General features: G+C 61.4%; 13 protein-coding genes, 1 tRNA gene and 1 pseudogene. 8 read left to right on the forward strand and 7 right to left on the reverse strand.

The genetic code is table 11. The features are described 5' to 3' along the window. Positions 1-33: 33 nt before the first annotated feature. The 6 genes and pseudogenes from SB753_RS20920 to SB753_RS20945 all read left to right on the forward strand — a co-directional run bounded on the left by SB753_RS20920 (position 34) and on the right by SB753_RS20945 (position 6,268). Positions 34-109, forward strand: a tRNA-Lys gene (locus SB753_RS20920). Between the two features lie 362 nt (positions 110-471). Next, positions 472-2,685 (forward strand): TonB-dependent receptor, encoded by a 2,214-nt coding sequence (locus tag SB753_RS20925; RefSeq protein WP_027804508.1) that lies wholly within the window; start codon positions 472-474, stop codon positions 2,683-2,685. A 93-nt stretch (positions 2,686-2,778) separates the two neighbouring features. Then, positions 2,779-3,465: a Fe2+-dependent dioxygenase gene (locus tag SB753_RS20930; protein ID WP_110405274.1), complete on the forward strand. Its 687-nt coding sequence runs from the start codon at positions 2,779-2,781 to the stop codon at positions 3,463-3,465. Positions 3,466-3,751: 286 nt separating this feature from the next. Beyond that, positions 3,752-4,405 carry a peroxiredoxin gene (locus tag SB753_RS20935; protein WP_020067321.1) on the forward strand — a complete coding sequence of 218 codons (654 nt, stop codon included), beginning with the start codon at positions 3,752-3,754 and terminating at the stop codon, positions 4,403-4,405. A gap of 77 nt (positions 4,406-4,482) precedes the next feature. Next, positions 4,483-5,553 carry an MBL fold metallo-hydrolase gene (locus SB753_RS20940; RefSeq protein WP_410801660.1) on the forward strand — a complete coding sequence of 357 codons (1,071 nt, stop codon included), beginning with the start codon at positions 4,483-4,485 and terminating at the stop codon, positions 5,551-5,553. Between the two features lie 127 nt (positions 5,554-5,680). Then, positions 5,681-6,268: pseudogene (locus tag SB753_RS20945) on the forward strand (LysE family translocator). Positions 6,269-6,286: 18 nt separating this feature from the next. Here the strand turns inward: SB753_RS20945 and SB753_RS20950 are convergent. The 6 genes from SB753_RS20950 to cadR form a co-directional block, all read right to left on the reverse strand. Then, on the reverse strand, positions 6,287-7,132 hold the full coding sequence (locus tag SB753_RS20950) for an AraC family transcriptional regulator (protein WP_204522621.1): 846 nt from the start codon (positions 7,130-7,132) through the stop codon (positions 6,287-6,289). Between the two features lie 131 nt (positions 7,133-7,263). Then, the gene (locus SB753_RS20955) at positions 7,264-8,058 is read right to left on the reverse strand and encodes an ABC transporter substrate-binding protein (protein ID WP_020067325.1); all 795 of its coding nucleotides are present in this window, start codon (positions 8,056-8,058) and stop codon (positions 7,264-7,266) included. Positions 8,059-8,178: 120 nt separating this feature from the next. Continuing rightward, entirely contained in the window at positions 8,179-9,333 is a 1,155-nt protein-coding gene (locus tag SB753_RS20960; RefSeq protein WP_410801608.1) for a pyridoxal phosphate-dependent aminotransferase, read from the reverse strand. A gap of 411 nt (positions 9,334-9,744) precedes the next feature. Beyond that, positions 9,745-11,148 (reverse strand): ATP-dependent RNA helicase DbpA, encoded by a 1,404-nt coding sequence (gene dbpA / locus SB753_RS20965; RefSeq protein ID WP_410801610.1) that lies wholly within the window; start codon positions 11,146-11,148, stop codon positions 9,745-9,747. 35 nt (positions 11,149-11,183) lie between these two features. Further along, positions 11,184-11,384: a hypothetical protein gene (locus SB753_RS20970; protein WP_020067328.1), complete on the reverse strand. Its 201-nt coding sequence runs from the start codon at positions 11,382-11,384 to the stop codon at positions 11,184-11,186. 44 nt (positions 11,385-11,428) lie between these two features. After that, the gene (gene cadR, locus SB753_RS20975) at positions 11,429-11,860 is read right to left on the reverse strand and encodes a Cd(II)/Pb(II)-responsive transcriptional regulator (protein WP_020067329.1); all 432 of its coding nucleotides are present in this window, start codon (positions 11,858-11,860) and stop codon (positions 11,429-11,431) included. On the opposite strand from cadR, the gene SB753_RS20980 reads away from it, so the two are divergent. Then, complete coding sequence (locus tag SB753_RS20980; protein ID WP_410801612.1) at positions 11,811-14,240, forward strand: heavy metal translocating P-type ATPase; 2,430 nt, start codon at positions 11,811-11,813, stop codon at positions 14,238-14,240. The two genes, cadR and SB753_RS20980, sit on opposite strands and share 50 nt — an antisense overlap. A 28-nt stretch (positions 14,241-14,268) precedes the next feature. Here SB753_RS20980 and SB753_RS20985 read toward each other — a convergent pair whose 3' ends face one another. Continuing rightward, a complete protein-coding gene (locus tag SB753_RS20985) occupies positions 14,269-15,330 on the reverse strand; it encodes a helix-turn-helix domain-containing protein (protein ID WP_410801614.1) in 1,062 nt (353 codons plus the stop codon). Between the two features lie 343 nt (positions 15,331-15,673). Here SB753_RS20985 and adh point away from each other — a divergent pair, with 343 nt between their 5' ends. Next, entirely contained in the window at positions 15,674-17,194 is a 1,521-nt protein-coding gene (adh, locus tag SB753_RS20990) for an aldehyde dehydrogenase (protein ID WP_020067333.1), read from the forward strand. Positions 17,195-17,206 lie beyond the last annotated feature (12 nt).

The following is a 17,206-nucleotide window of genomic DNA, read 5'->3' on the forward strand; positions in this document are numbered from 1 at the left end:
GGATAGAACATGCTGCATAATTTCGCTTCTGTTGGGGCGTTAGCTCAGTTGGTAGAGCAGCGGACTCTTAATCCGTAGGTCGAGTGTTCGAGTCACTCACGCCCCACCAAAGAATTTGAAAGGCCGGTTAGCGAAAGCTAACCGGCCTTTTTCGTTTGCTGAGGCGCGCCGGAGAGACCGCGGCAGCGCCTCGCACTTTCTCCGCCCAAAGCTCGGAAGGCACGACTTCTCCCGACCAGCCCCTCACCGCATCGCCGCGCCCAACGCCGCAACCCCAGTTCGCCCGCACAAAAATTTCCAATGCGTAACGAATTATTGCGAACTATTATCATCCGTGTAATGATACTGATTCTCATTTGAGAACAAGACGATGGGTCCATCACCTCTCGGGGCAGGCAGATCGCCTGCCGGTGCCGCACGGGCGCTGGCATCCGTCGAATCAGAAAAATAGCGACAACGACAGGGTTATCGATGTTCCGAAACACGCCTCTCGCGGCGGCCGTTCTGGTCGCGTTCGCGACGCCGCTCTACGCTCAATCGACCGCAACGCCCGCGACCGGCGCCCAACCCGGGTCGCCCGCCTCCGCTTCGAGCGTAAGCGCGGAAAGCGCCACATTGCCCACCGTCAAGGTGACGGGCCAAAACAGTCGGTCCGCGGACTTCGCGCCTGACGTCTCCAGCGTCGGCGCAAAAGTGCCGACCGCGCTGCGCGACATTCCGCAGGCGGCGGTCGTGGTGCCGAAGGCCGTGCTGCAATCGCAGGCCGCGAGTTCGTTCACCGACGCGCTACGCAACGTGCCGGGCATCACGATCGGTGCCGCTGAAGGCGGGCAGATCGGCAACAACATCAACCTGCGCGGCTTTTCGGCGCGCACCGACATCTACCTCGACGGCTTCCGCGATCGTGGCCAGTACTATCGCGACACGTTCAACCTCGAATCGATCGACGTGCTGTACGGCCCGTCGTCCCTGTACTTCGGGCGCGGCTCCACGGGCGGCGTCATCAATCAGGTCAGCAAGCAACCGACGCTCAAGCCCCGCGCCGATGTCTCCCTGCAGGCCGGCACGCACGACCGCTACCGCACGACGGTCGACCTGGACACGCCGATCACATCGACGTCGGCATTCCGGATCAACGCGTTCGGCCAAAGCCTGGGTTCGTCGCGCGATGTGATGAAGAGCAAGGACTACGGCGTCGCGCCCGAAGTGAAATTCGGCATCGGCACGCCAACGGAAATCACGCTGTCCGCGCTGATCCAGCACAACCGCGATCAGCCCGACTACGGCATTCCGGCGCTCAACGGTCATCCCGCGCCGGTGAACCGCGGCACGTTCTACGGCTTCACCGACGACCGCACGATCCAGGACGTGCAGACGCTGAACGCCCGCATCGAACACCGCTTCAACGACAACCTCAAGCTGCGCAACCAGACCCAGTTCAGCCACTACAGCACGGAAGCGCGCGCGACGAACGCGGCGTCGGTGCTGACAGGTCCGCTGCCTACCTCGACGGCGTTGACCAACGGCAACTACACGACGATCGATCCGTCGCGACTGTTCGTGAAACTGCAGGGCAAGGACCGCAACATCAACGACCACTCGGTCTACAACTCGACAGACGTCGAGGCCAAGTTCAACACCGGCTTCATCAAGCACGATGTCGTCGCGGGCGTCGATCTGAGCCACGAGACGTACAGCAATCAGAGTTTCGCCACCACCACGCCGGGCCTGCCGTCTAACACGATCGCTATCGTGCCGCTCGTCGACCCGACTTATACGACGCGCCCGTCGAACGCGAAAACCGTCGCGACGAACCTTGCGGAGTCGAGCGCGAACGGCGTCGGCATCTACGCGAACGACACGGTGTCCATCGGCGAACATTGGAAGATCGTGGGCGGCCTTCGCTGGGACCGCTACGAAGCGTCGATTCATAACTCGATCAATGCGCCTTCGTACGCCACGCAAACAAACTACTTCACGAGCGTTCGCGGCGGCGTGATCTGGCAGCCGGCCGACTGGCAGTCCTACTACGTGTCGTACGGTACGTCGTTTAATCCGTCGCTGGAAGCGCTCACGCTCACGAACAACACGCAGAGCCTGCCGCCTGAGCACAACAAGTCATATGAGGTCGGCGCGAAGTGGGATCTGCTGGGCGGCGGCCTGTCCGTCACCCAATCGCTCTTCAACATCGAGAAGACAAACGCGCGCACGCTGAATGCCGACGGCAGTTACACGCTCGATGGCGACGTCCGCGTACGTGGCTATCAGCTTGGCCTCGCGGGCCACATCACCGACAAGTGGCAAGTGTTCGGCGGCTACACGTACATGGACGCGACGATCCTGAAGGCGCTAGACGGCACGACCGGCAAGACGCCAGCGAACACGCCGCGCAACATGCTGACGCTGTGGACGACGTATGCGTTCACTCCGCATTGGGAAATCGGCGGCGGCCCGATCTACACATCGTCGCGTTATGCCGCGAACAACAATTTCGTGAAGGTCGGCGGCTACACGCGTTGGGATGCAATGGCCGCGTATCACGCGAAAAAGTACGACGTCCAGTTCAACGTGCTGAATCTCACGGACAAGAACTACTACGACGCGCTAATTCCGTCGGACGGCGGACGCGCGGTGCCAGGCAACGGCCGCACGTTCCTCGCGACGTTAAACTACCGGTTCTTCTGATCGCCGGAACGAGCGACCAACGTCACTCACGCCGCGCGCTTTCCCGCTCCGACAGGCAGCGGAAAGCGCGCGGTTTCGCAGGAAAGTCCAACCATGATTGTCTCGATACCTGACGTATTCAGCCCCGCCGACGCCGCCGCCATGCGCGCGCATCTCGAAGCGTCGACGGACGCGTGGGTGGACGGCCGCGCGACGGCCGGCTATCAGGGCGCGCCAGTCAAGCGTAACCAGCAGATCGCGGAAGGCTCGCCGATTGCGCTGGAAATGGGCGACCGGATCATCGCGGCGCTCGAGCGGCACCCTCTCTTTATCAGCGCGGTGCTGCCGAACAAGGTCTATCCGCCGCTGTTCAACCGCTATGAAGGCGGTATGCATTTCGGCAGTCATGTGGACGGCGCCATTCGTCTCGTGCCTGGCAGCGGCGCCCGCGTACGCACGGACGTCTCGGTCACGCTCTTCCTCACGCCTCCCGACGAATACGACGGCGGCGAACTGCTGATCGAAGACACCTTCGGCGTCCAGGAAGTGAAGTTGCCCGCCGGTCATGCGATCGTTTATCCCGGCACCAGTCTGCACCAGGTGCGGCCCGTCACGCGCGGCGCGCGGGTGTCGAGCTTCTTCTGGGCGCAAAGCCTCGTGCGCGACGATACGCAGCGCGCGATGCTGTTCGACATGGACGGTGCGATCCAGCGTCTTAACGCGTCGAACGCGGACGATGCCGCGCGTCGCACGCTCGTCGGCTGCTATCACAACCTGCTGCGCATGTGGAGCGATACGTAAAGTCGTACTAAACGGCGGATTTGTCCTGCAAGCTGGCTAGAGCGGCGCGCATTTTTGTCCTACGCTTTAAGCGCGACGCGTAGCGCAATCGGTATTTCGGCTTCGCAGCATCCAGCGAAAAATTCTGCATTCGCTGCGTTCGCATGGTCCTCCCGCGCAAATACAGTCCAACCGGCCGGAGGCAGATGTGAGACAAGCAATTGCCTGATGGAACAGTCAGGCAGCCCGGGGACCGCCTCCTCGACGAGCGGCATCGGTGCCCGGCGCACCCTCATGGAGGAAGACGATGTCGATTCGACTTGGAGAAGAAGCCCCCGATTTCACTGCCGAAACCACCGAAGGCACGATTCATTTCCACGAATGGATCGGCGACCATTGGGTGATTCTGTTTTCGCATCCAAAGGATTTCACGCCGGTATGCACCACTGAGCTTGGCTATCTGGCCGGCCTCAAACCCGAATTCGACAAGCGCAATACGAAGATCATCGGGCTGAGTGTCGATCCCGTCAGCGATCACCAGAACTGGGTGAAGGACATCGAAGAGACGCAGGGCCACGCGGTCAACTACCCGCTGATCGGCGATGCGGACCTGAATGTCGCGAAGCTCTACGACATGATCCACCCGAACGCGAGCGGCGGCACGCGCACCGCAGTCGACAACGCAACGGTACGCTCGGTGTTCATCATCGGACCGGACAAGAAGGTCAAGGCGATGCTGGTGTATCCAATGAGCGCAGGGCGCAACTTTGACGAAGTACTGCGTCTGCTCGATTCGCTGCAGCTCAACGCAAAACATACAGTGGCGACGCCCGTGAACTGGAAGCCCGGAGAGGATGTGATCATTCCGACATCCGTCTCGAACGATGATGCAATGAAGAAGTACCCCGAAGGATTCAAGACCGTGAAGCCTTATCTGCGGTTCGTCACACAGCCGCAGTAATATTGCCGTGCAATGAACCGGGCGCATTGCATGCGCCCGGTCTTTTTCGACGACGCGGGCCACGGAGCAAAATCGTGTTGATCTTCCGGCAGCTATTCGACCAGCAATCGTCGACGTACACCTATCTTCTTGCCGACAGCGCAACGCGCGAGGCCATTCTCATCGATCCGGTTTTCGAGCAGGTGCGCCGCGATACCGCGCTTATCGAGGAACTCGGGTTGCGTCTGCTATACACGATCGACACACACGTGCACGCCGATCACGTGACGGGCGCGTGGCTTCTCAAACGGCACACCGGTAGCCAGATTGCGATATCGGCTGCGAGCGGCGCGCAAGGCGCCGACCGCTATCTGAACCATGGCGAGCAATGCGTGTTCGGCTCGCGCCATCTGGAAGTTCGCGCAACGCCCGGTCACACAAATGGCTGCATCAGCCTCGCGCTCGACGACGGCAGCATGATGTTCACCGGCGATTGCCTGTTGATAAGAGGCACGGGCCGCACCGACTTCCAGCACGGCGACGCGCACGCAATGTTCCGCTCAGTCCAGAACCAGATATTCATTCAGCCGGACACGTGCCTGCTTTACCCTGCCCACGACTATCGCGGCTTGACGGTCACGAGTGTCGGTGAAGAGCGGCGCTTCAATCCGCGCCTAGGCGGTGAGCTATGCGAAGACGATTTTGTCGGATACGTGACGAACCTGCGTCTGCCGCATCCGAAGCAGATCGACATTGCGGTACCCGCAAACCTCAAATGCGGCGTTGCGACGAGCGACCCGACACAGACCGCCGAACCGGAGTGGGCGCCGCTCGCCTACACCTTTGCAGGTATCTGGGAGATCAGTCCGCAATGGCTCGAGGACAATCTCCGCTCTGTGCAGATCGTCGACGTGCGCGAGCCGGATGAATTCAACGGACCACTCGGCCGCATTCCCGCAGCCCAGCTCATTTCCCTTGGCGATCTGGCCGCGCGTGCGAGTGAGCTCAAGAAAGAGCGCCCGATCGTTGCGGTGTGCCGTGCGGGCGGCCGTTCTGCACAAGCCACGGTAATACTGCGGCAAGCAGGATTCAACGACGTTGCGAATCTCGCCGGCGGCATGCTGCGTTGGCGTGCGGAAGGCCGCGTCGTAGAAAACGCCGCGATGTAGGCGTCAGAAAGGCCACGAACCAGCGCACCGAGCGCCGCGCAAAAGCAATTTCCTTCAATACACCTTGCCTCGCCGTCGATACCGTGAAGCCGCGTCAATCCCGCGCATTCACGTATCGAGGCACCCGATGTCCGCTTTGCTTTCCATGGCCGCGTTCGCGCTGGCTTCGTCCATTTCACCTGGGCCTGTCAATGTCGTCGCGTTGAGCGCCGGCGCATAGCACGGATTCGCCGCAAGCCTGCGCCACGTCAGCGGCGCGACCGTCGGCTTCACGTTGCTGCTTCTGCTCATCGGCTTGGGACTGCATGAACTGCTCGTGCATTTCCCCAATCTCATCAGCATCGTCAAATGGGCCGGGGTCGCGTTTCTGCTGTACATGGCCGGCAAACTGGCGCTCGACGACGGCCAGCTCGGCGCCGACAAGCTCTCACGCGGGCCATCGTTCGCCTATGGCGCGGCGCTGCAATGGCTCAATCCGAAAGCATGGCTCGCTTCGCTGGCCGGCATGGGCGCGTATGCAGCCGAAGGCGATGGTGCCCTCGTCTGGCAGTTCACCGCGATCTATTTCGTGATCTGCTATGTATCTATTGCAAGCTGGGCTTATGCCGGTACTTTCTTGCGCAAGTACTTGCAGGCGCCAAAGCGAGTCAGGCTATTCAACCGGATCCTCGCCGCATTGCTCGCCGCGAGCGCGCTTTACCTGCTTACGACGTAACGCGCCGGACAAGCGGCCTCAACTGCGATATTGCCCCGGCGTCGCGGCGACGAGCCGCTTGAAAGTGCGCTGCAGATGCGCCTGATCGGCGAAGCCCGCGTCGAGCGCAACGTCTGCGATCAGACGGCCACGCTTCAGCTGCGAGCGGCTGTATTGAATCCTGCGATTGATCAGATACGCGTGCGGTGTCATGCCGTAGCGCTGCTTGAATGCGCGAATCAGATGCGACGCCGACAAGCCCGCCGCGTTGCAGATGTCCTCCAGTTTCAGCGAACTTCTGCAGTTTTCAGCGATAAATTCCGCCGCTCGCGCAAGCTGCCGGCTCGCATCGTCGTCGGAAAGAGGTGCGGGGTTTAAGCGGTGTTGTACTTCGGAGAAAAACGCAATCGCTGCGCTTTGCTTGCGCAGCAGATCCGTCTTTGCGTCGACGAGAATCGCATGCAGCCCGTTCAGTGCATTGAACAGCGCCGCATCTGTCGTCATGATTTGCGAGAACGCACGAAACGCGTGGTTCTCACTGAAGCCCAGTTCGTGCTGCAGGCCAGTGAGCCAGGCAACGTCGACGTGAAGCATGCGATACGACCAGCACTCGTCTGCAACGGGATTGCACGCGTGAACGTCGTCGGGATTCATCAGGACAACCGCACCCGCGCCAGTCCATTCGCGCGCGTGGCGATTCACGTACAGACTGCGTCCGCCTGTGACCGCGCCGATGGAGAACGTTTCATGAGAGTGTCTGGCGTAGCAGATCTCGCGGCCGTCCTCGATGGAACGCGCCTCGATGTGCGGCAACGCCGCGCTACGCCAGAAACGCGGCTCGCTGGCGCGCTTCGCGTGACTGATCGCCTCTGTCGTTCCGCTCATTCGTGCGCCTCCGGCTTTTACGTGGACCTCGCAAAAGCAGCAGCCGCAGCGAGGCCACTTATCGTAGCCGTCAAACGCTCAGTCAACAAGCGGACTCAGACGCTAGCCAGCCTGGCGTGAGCCGTAAGCCGTTACTTCGCCGAGATGTCGATATCGCCCAGGTATTTCGCCGCGAGCGTTTTGACGGTGCCGTCGGCCTGCACCTTTGCAATCGCCGCGTTCAGCCGCTCGCGCAGCGCCGTATCGCCTTTTCGGATGCCGTACGCGATACCGCTGCCCAGAATCTTGTCGTCACGCACCGGCTGACCGACGAACGCGTAGTCCTTGCCGTTGGGCTTCGACAGAAAACCGGTTTGTCCCGCAGGCGCCAGCACGAGCGTTGCGTCGAGACGTCCCGCGACGAGGTCCGTGTACACCTGGTTCTGATCCTGATACGGGACGACGGTAACGCCAGCCGGTTCCCAATGCGCCTTCGCGAACGTCTCCTGAATTGACGCCTGCAACACTCCCACGCGTTTGCCTTTCAACGCTTCGGGCGTGGGCAGCAAACCGCTGTCACGCTTTGCGATCAGTTGCGTCGGCACGCGATAGACAACCGTGGTGAAATCGATCGTCTGGCGGCGCTGGTCCGTTGCGTTCATCGCCGAATTGATCGCGTCGAATTTGCGGCCTTGCAGCGCCGGAATCAGACCGTCGAACGACGTCTCGACCCACTTGCACGTCATATGCGCAGCGACGCACACAGCATTGCCGACGTCGATATCGAGACCTTGCAATTCGCCGTTAGGACCTTTGGATTCGAACGGCGGGTACTGCGCTTCGAGCCCGAAACGCAGCGTCGATGTATCGGCGGCAACGGCAGCAGACGAGGCCGCCACCGATGCGAATGCGCAGGCCAGCGCCAAAAGAGGCTTGAGCAGTTTCATAGCAGGTCCCTTCTCTTCAGTTTCGTTGTAGTGCAAGCACGCTTCGTGTGGATGTAATACGGCGCGACGATCATACTGCGTTCAAAATACTCCGCCAGCGCGGCCGACGTGAAGGCAGTTTCAGATCTCGCACAAACGGCGCGCGCCTTCAATCAGCGTAGCGTCGTCTTTCGAAAAGCTCAGGCGAATCAGGCCCGAATCGGTGCCGTCGCTGTAGAACGCGGACAGCGGAATCGTCGCGACGCGCGCATCTCGAATCAGGCGCAACACGAAATCGCTGTCGCTCTCATCGGAGAATCCGCGAAAACGCGCGAGCATAAAGAAGCTGCCCTCGCTCGGCAACAACTCGAAGCGCGATTCGGAAAGCGCATGCGCGAGCAGATCGCGCTTTTGCTGATAAAACGCGGACAAGCCGAGGTAACTCTCGCGATTGGACAAGGCGTCCACAAAGGCGTACTGCATCGGTGTATCGGCGGAAAACACCATGAACTGATGCACTTTGCGGATCTCGTTCATCAGCTCGGCGGGGGCGAGGCAATAACCTACGCGCCAGCCGGTGACGTGATACGACTTGCCAAACGACGACACGATGACGCTGCGTTCCGCCAATTCACTATGGCACGCCATGCTCTGATGTTTAGCGCCGTCGAACACTACATGTTCGTAGACTTCGTCGGCGAGAATCACAATGTCCGTGTTGCGCGTAATCGCTTTCAATCGCGCGACGTCGGCTTCGCTGAACACGGTAGCGGTCGGATTGTGCGGCGTGTTGATGATGATCATGCGAGTCTTCGGCGTGATCGCGGCGGCGACCTCGTCCCAGTTCACACGAAAATCGCTCAGCGACAGTTTGATCGGCACGGGCGTCGCGCCTTGCAGCCGAACGATCGGACCATAGCTGTCAAACGAAGGCTCGAAGTAAATCACTTCGTCGCCCGGGTGCACCAGCGCACTGATCGTCGAATAAAGGCCTTCGCTCGCGCTCGCGATCACCGTCACTTCGCTCGTCGGGTCGTAGCGCACGCCGTAGAGCGTTTGCACTTTGTCGGAGAGCGCTTCGCGTAACGCCGCGATGCCGGCCATCGGCGCGTATTGGTTATGGCCGTCGCGCATAGCCTGCGCGACGCCGTCTACCAGCTTCGCGTCCGGCGCGAAGTTCGGCGCGCCCTGCGACAGGTTCAGTGCATCGTGTTGTGCGGCCAGTTGACCGATTACTGTGAAGATTGTCGTGCCAACATCAGGCAATTTCGAGCGGGCTTGTGTAGCGCTCTGCATAAGGCTTCTCCCTGTCTCCATCCGGCGGCGGACTGGCGGGCGCGGATCGCGCGGCCGAACAATCCAGTCGAGTGCCGGTTGAGTGATTAGGCATCAGCCAAAGAACCGTCACAATCGAAACTTTGTCATGCGCGGCATGCGTTTATGTCATGGCATGCGCGAGGGCGCACGAGCCCTTGGAAACGGCCGCACAGGACGTTCGACGGGAGAAAGACCCACCTGCGGCCGAAGACGAACGTCCCGGAGGTATGACCGGAGGTGATGCACTAGCAGGCGCGGGCGCAGCGTAGAAAGCGGCCAGCGTGACAACGGGGTTCGAGCGGATGCGCCGCAGCAATGGTCGCGGCGAGAGCGGTCAGCATAGCTTTGCCGACGCGCCGCCCTCGCCACCCTCGCCACCTCGCCGCCGAATCAGGCGTCGTCCATCAAGCGAACCTTGACCTTCTTGCCCTTCACCTTGCCCGCGCTCAGCTTGCGCACGGCGTCACGCGCCACGCTGCGTTCGATCGCTACATACGTCGACATCTCGGTCACGTTGATCTTGCCGATCTGCGAGCCGGCGAAGCCCGCCTCGCCGGTCAGCGCGCCGAGAACGTCGCCGGGGCGAATTTTTTCCTTGCGGCCGCCGAGAATCTGCAGCGTTTCCATCGGCGGCAATAGCGGCTCGTTGCTGGCCGCAGTCAGTTCAGACAGCTTATGCCATTCAACTTCGCGTTTTTGCGCCTGCTCGAGACTGCCGACACGCCCCATCTCGTTCATGCTCGCGAGGCTCAACGCCCAGCCCTCCTGATCGGCGCGCCCCGTGCGGCCAATACGATGCACATGCACTTCCGGATCGGGCGTTACGTCTACGTTGATTACCGCCTCGAGTTGCGCGATGTCGAGCCCACGCGCGGCGACGTCGGTCGCGACCAGCACCGAGCAGCTGCGGTTTGCAAACTGGATCAGCACCTGATCGCGTTCGCGCTGATCAAGTTCGCCATGCAGTGCGAGCGCATGAAAACCCTGGGCGCGCAAAACGTCCAGCAGATCGCGGCATTGCTGCTTGGTGTTGCAGAACGCCAGCGTGCTCACCGGGCGATAGTGGTTCAGCAGCAGGCCGACAGCATGCAAACGTTCGTCTTCGGTCACTTCGTAGAAGCGTTGACGGATCTTCGTATTGTCATGCCGTTCGGCGAGCTTCACTTCCTTCGGATTTCGCAGGAATTGCTGACTGAGCTTGACGATGCCCTCAGGGTAGGTCGCCGAGAACAGCAGCGTCTGCCGCTCTTTCGGGCATTGCTTGACGACTGTTGCGATGTCGTCGAAGAAACCCATGTCGAGCATGCGGTCCGCTTCGTCGAGCACGAGTGTATTCAGCGACTGCAAAGGCAGGCTGCCGCGCTCGAGGTGATCCATGATCCGGCCCGGCGTGCCGACGACGATATGCGCGCCGTGTTCGAGGCTCGCGGTTTGCGGACGCATTGGCGTGCCGCCGCACAAGGTCAGCACCTTGATGTTTTCTTCCGCGCGCGCGAGACGGCGGATCTCCTGTGTGACCTGATCGGCGAGTTCGCGCGTCGGACATAGCACCATGGCCTGCACGGCGAAGTTGCGCACATCCAGACGCGCGAGCAGCGCCAGTGAAAACGCTGCGGTCTTGCCGCTGCCGGTTTTCGCCTGCGCGATCAGATCGTGGCCGGCGAGCGCGATCGGCAAGCTCGCGGCCTGGATCGGCGTCATCTCGACGTAGCCGAGTTGCGTGAGATTCGCGAGCGCGGCGGGAGGCAGTGGCAACTCACTAAACGGAGCGCCGGCGGTGGTGGGACTATTCATAGATGGTGACTCGTTATCGGCTTGAGGCCTGGGAACTATTCGGCGACGGGGCCGGGAAAGGGGCGGCCTTCCATCTGCTCGTACAGCACCGAGCCGTCGTCCCCTTCGAAGCGCTCGACATAATTGCGCGCGCCGCACATCGGGCAGCGGAATAGCAGACCCTGTCCCTCGTTCTTGATGACGACGTCTGACTGATCCCACTGTGCGCCGCAGGACTGATTTCTACATGTGAACACGTTGCTTCTCCAACTGGATTCGATTATCGATTCGACTGGACGCATCACCCGAGATGGGTGTGCCGCGCACGCGGCGCGCTCACGTCCATGTCGCTGAGACCTTGAACGATGCCGCAGTCTTCTACGGCCTGTTCGCCGTGGCATTGCTCACGCAGCGTGCGCAGTTGCGCCTTGAGTTGCTGCAGTTCGTCGATGCGCGTATCGACGTGGGCAATATGCTCGTCGATCAGATCATTGATGCCGCCGCAGCCGTGACCCGGCGCGTCGGTGAGACGCAGCAGCGCGCGGATTTCGTCGTGAGTCATGTCGAGCGCGCGGCAGTTGCGAATGAAGCGCAGCCGCTCGACATGCTTCGCGGTATAGCTGCGGTAATTGGCCTCCGTGCGCTCCGCTTCGGGCAATAGCCCTTCCTTCTCGTAGAAACGGATGGTTTCGGTCGTGCAATGGGCGATTTTCGCCAATTCGCCGATTTTCATGGACCCTCCCGAGACCGGCCTTGACCTTGTAGTGGCTTCAAGGTGTTTACTAGACCACAAATCGAACGAGGAAGCCACCATGCCGCACGCTCACGAGGCACATGCCGAAACTGCCACACAGCACGACGCCTGCGCCCATAACCACGAAAAGCATCGACATGATCATGCGAGTGGAGGCTGTTGCGGCGCCTCGGCCCATGCCCCCGCGCAGCTGGAGGCACAGTTGCGGCCGTCCGAAGCGATCGGCGACGACGTGCGCACCGCGATCCGCATCTTGCAAATGGATTGCCCGACCGAAGAAGTGCTGATCCGCAAGAAATTCAGTCGCATGCCGGACGTGCGCAGCATGGAGTTCAATCTGATGCAGCGCGTACTGACCGTCGTGCACGCGCACGGCGCGCTCGACTCGATTCTCGCCGCGCTTCGTTCGCTCGACTTCACGCCGGAAATCGCGGGTCCGGATTCACCGTCTTCGCAGCAAGACGCTAAACAGCGCACTCAACCGGCCGCGCCTCCACAGCCGAAGCCTTGGTGGCCGCTTGCTTTTGCGGGCGTCGCTGCGGCCGCTTCAGAGGCCGCGGGCTGGCTCGGCGCGCCCGCCTGGATGCCAGCAAGCCTTGCGATCATCGCGATCGCTTCCTGCGGCCTGACAACGTACCGCAAGGGCTGGCTCGCTATTCGCCACGGCAACCTGAATATCAACGCGTTGATGAGCATTGCGGTGACCGGCGCGTTGATCCTGCGCCAATGGCCTGAAGCGGCGATGGTGATGGTGCTCTTCACCGTCGCCGAACTGATCGAAGCGAAGTCGCTCGACCGCGCCCGCAATGCAATCCAGGGGCTGATGCAACTCACGCCCGAACAGGCGAGTGTGCAGCAACCCGACGGCACGTGGCGCCTCACCGATCTCAACGCGATCGCGACCGGCGCGCTGGTTCGCGTGAAGCCGGGCGAGCGGATTGCGCTCGACGGAGAGATCGTTGCAGGGCGTTCTAGCGTGGATCAGGCGCCAATCACGGGGGAAAGTCTGCCGGTGGACAAGACCGTCGGAGATGCCGTGTTCGCAGGCACCGTCAACCAGACCGGCTCGTTCGACTACCGCGTGACCGCGGCGGCCAGCAACACGACGCTTGCGCGCATCATTCACGCCGTTGAAGCAGCGCAAGGCACCAAAGCGCCCACACAACGTTTCGTCGATCAGTTCGCGCGCGTCTACACGCCATGTGTGTTCGCCGTTGCGCTACTGGTGGCGCTCGTGCCGCCGCTCTTTTTCGACGGATTGTGGCAAGCGTGGATCTACAAGGCGCTGGTGATGCTGGTGATCGCGTGTCCCTGCGCGCTCGTGATTTCCACGCCGGTAACGATTGTCAGCGGTCTGGCCGCAGCCGCGCGCAAGGGCATTCTCATCAAGGGCGGCACTTTCCTGGAACAAGGGCGCAAGCTGACCCGCATGGCGTTCGACAAAACCGGCACGATCACGCACGGCAAACCGGTGCAAACCGATTTCGCGATGCTCGCCGATGCCGATGCCGACGCCGCACGTTGCCGCACGCTTGCCGCGAGTCTTGCGGCGCGCTCGGATCATCCTGTGTCGATGGCAATTGCGGCGGCGGCAAAGAACGACGGCGTGGGCAACGTCACTGTCGATTCGTTCGAAGCGCTTCCGGGGCGCGGCGTGCGCGGCGAGATAAACGGCTTGACGTACTGGCTGGGCAATCATCGGCTCGCGGAAGAACTCGGGCGGTGCTCGCCTTCACTTGAAGCGCGGCTCGGCGCGCTCGAACGTCAAGGCAAGACGGTGGTGTTGTTGAGCGACGCCGGGCGCGTCCTCGCGCTCTTTGCCGTGGCGGATACGGTAAAGGAGACAAGCTCCGCCGCTATCGCCGATTTGCACCGCGTGGGCGTCGTCACGGCCATGCTCACCGGCGACAACCCGCATACCGCTGCCGCAATCGCAGAGCAAGTAGGTATCGACGAAGCGCGCGGCAATCAGTTGCCGCAAGACAAACTGGATGCGATCGCACAGTGGTCGGCCGAGGGCGCGAAGATTGGCATGGTGGGCGACGGCATCAACGACGCACCCGCGCTTGCACGCGCTGACATTGGCTTTGCAATGGGCGCGATGGGAACCGGCACGGCCATTGAAACCGCGGATGTCGCGTTGATGGACGACGACCTGCGCAAGATCCCGCTCTTCATCCGCCTCTCCAAAGCGACACATGGCGTGCTGGTGCAGAACATCGCGCTCGCGCTCGGCATCAAGAGCGTGTTCCTGGTGTTGACCGTGATGGGTCTCGGCACCATGTGGATGGCAGTGTTCGCCGATGTTGGCGCGAGTCTGCTCGTAGTGGCCAACGGCCTGCGCTTGCTGCGCAAATAGCAACGCAACGCGTCACGCTGTGAGGCAACTAGTGCGCAGATGAACGGCTGCTCGCGACGGATTGAGCGCCAATCGCAGCCTTCAACGTATCCGAGGGCCGCATGCCGAAGAGCTTGCGGTAATCGGTTGCAAACTGGCTCATGTGCCAGAAGCCCCAAGCGGCCGCGACGTCCTGCACCGAGCGGCAGTCCCGCGACGCATTGCACAGATCGCGGCGCGCGCCGTTCAGGCGGATTGCTCGCACATAGGTTGCCGGCGCCATGCCGAGCACATCCTGAAAGCAGTATTGCAGCGTACGCCGGCTCACATGCAGACGCTCGCAAAGCTCCGGCACACCGACCGCGCGATCGCGATTGGCGAGCACATAGTCGCGCGCGTCAGAGACGATCGACTGACGGCGCGCACGCGCCGGCATTGCCGTCGGTTCGGAAGAAGCAGGCAAAGCGCCCGCGTCGAACAACTCCGCCAGCACCGACGCCTGCAAGTTCTCCCGAGCGGCCGACGACAACGGCGCGGCGCTCGCCGCACCAGGTGCGAGAAGCTCGCGCAGCAAAGCGCACATACGCTCCTTGCGAGCCATGCCGACCGTCACGACCTCGGTATCCGGCATTGGCTCGACAAGACTCACGCGCTCCACGTCCGCCGCGTAGCGACGCAACATCTCTCCCTTCACGACCACACCGAAAATCTCGTAGCCAGCCGACGTCAGCAGTTCGAACTCGATTCCACCGGGACGAAAGGCGAGCGCGTCGCCGCCGATGATTTGCGCGTCGATGCGACCGGAGCCCGCGGGGCACGTCGGAATACCGAACCAGTACGCGTCTTTCTGCACTTCGCAGGTTTGCCTCAAGGTGTGACTCGTTGTTTCAACAAACACCTGCATGTGATCGAGGCACAACTCCGTCAAGCCGCCAACAAAGCTTCCCGCAGTCAACTGGTCGTACGTCTGGTGCCAGCCGTGAAGATTGCGGGCCTGCTCGTCTGCGTCGTGGGCGACACGGGTCTGCACGCAAAACCTTGGCTGCGGCACGAGCGTGGAGCTTGCGCACGCGGCGCTCGCCGGGTTGCTGCTGAGGGTTCCGATCGTCATGGCGAATCCGCGCAATGGAGTATCGAAGAGAAAAAACAAGGCAAGTCCCATGCCGATCGCACGCGCCTGCTTACTGCAGTGACTGGCTCGGCACGCGCCGCGCCGCTGTTCAATTCGTGAACAGCAACAACCGCGTTGATCAGAAACGACGCGCCGCCCTCCGTCGACTGAAGGCAAAAACACGCGCCCCGGTGCGCCGGTGCCTGCTGCGCGTGCACGTCTCACCAGCCGGGTGCATTGGCATAGATCTGGCTCTACGGTGACGCGGCCGACTTCAACGGATTGCAACCGAGCGCAACGTCGCGCCGGCTATTGCCCATTCAGACATGTGAGGAGCACACAGATGAATCACGCGGAGATGCAGTTTCTGACGACCGAATTCCCCTTCAAGAAGCAATATGCGAACTTTATCGGCGGCGAATGGGTGAAGCCCGCAGGGGGCGAGTACTTCGACAACGTATCGCCGATAACAGGCGAGCCGTTCACCTCGATCCCACGTTCGCGCGAGGCCGACGTCGAACTCGCGCTCGACGCAGCGCACCGCGCTAAAGCGGCTTGGGGCAAAACCTCGACGACCGATCGCGCGAACATTCTGAACCGCATTGCGGACCGGATGGAAGCGAATTTGCAGCGTCTCGCCGTTGCTGAAACGATCGACAACGGCAAGCCGCTGCGCGAAACAATGGCCGCCGATATTCCGCTCGCCATCGACCATTTCCGCTATTTCGCCGGCGCGGTGCGCGCTCAGGAAGGTTCGATCTCCGAGATCGACGACGACACCGTTGCATATCATTTCCACGAACCGCTCGGCGTGGTGGGTCAGATCATTCCGTGGAATTTCCCGATCCTCATGGCGGTGTGGAAACTTGCGCCCGCGCTCGCGGCCGGCAACTGTGTCGTGCTCAAGCCGGCCGAGCAAACGCCTGCGTCGATTCTCGTACTGGTGGAGCTGATTCAGGACCTTCTGCCCGCCGGCGTGCTGAATGTGGTGAACGGCTTCGGTCTGGAAGCGGGCAAGCCGCTGGCTTCGAGCAAGCGCATCGCGAAGATCGCCTTTACCGGTGAGACCACGACCGGCCGCCTCATCATGCAATACGCGAGTCAGAACATCATTCCTGTCACGCTCGAACTCGGCGGCAAGAGCCCCAATATTTTCTTCGCCGACGTGATGAATCAGGACGACAGCTACTTCGACAAGGCGCTCGAAGGCTTCGCGATGTTTGCGCTCAATCAGGGCGAAGTATGTACGTGTCCGTCGCGTGTGCTGATCGACGAAAAGATCTACGACAGTTTCATGGAGCGAGCATTGAAGCGCGTCGCGGCGATCACGCAAGGTCACCCGCTCGACACGCGGACGATGATCGGTGCGCAGGCGTCGCAGGAACAGTTGGAGAAGATTTTGTCGTATGTCGATCTCGGCAAGCAGGAGGGCGCCGAATGTCTGATTGGCGGCGAACGCAACACGTTGAGCGGCGAGTTGAGCAAAGGCTATTACGTGAAGCCGACCGTGTTTCGCGGCCACAACAAAATGCGCATCTTCCAGGAAGAGATCTTTGGGCCGGTTGTTTCAGTGACCACGTTCAAGACCGAAGAGGAAGCACTCGAGATCGCCAACGATACGCTCTACGGTTTGGGCGCCGGTGTATGGACTCGCGACGGCACGCGCGCTTATCGCTTTGGCCGGCAGATTCAGGCGGGCCGTGTGTGGACCAATTGCTATCACGCGTATCCGGCGCACGCGGCGTTTGGCGGCTACAAGCAATCGGGCATCGGCCGGGAAAATCACAAGATGATGCTCGACCACTATCAGCAAACCAAGAACCTCCTCGTCAGCTATAGCGAGAAGCCGCTCGGTTTCTTCTAAGCGTTCGCGGCG

This window comes from Paraburkholderia sp. SIMBA_053, from assembly GCF_046534895.1.
Classification (GTDB): domain Bacteria; phylum Pseudomonadota; class Gammaproteobacteria; order Burkholderiales; family Burkholderiaceae; genus Paraburkholderia; species Paraburkholderia caledonica.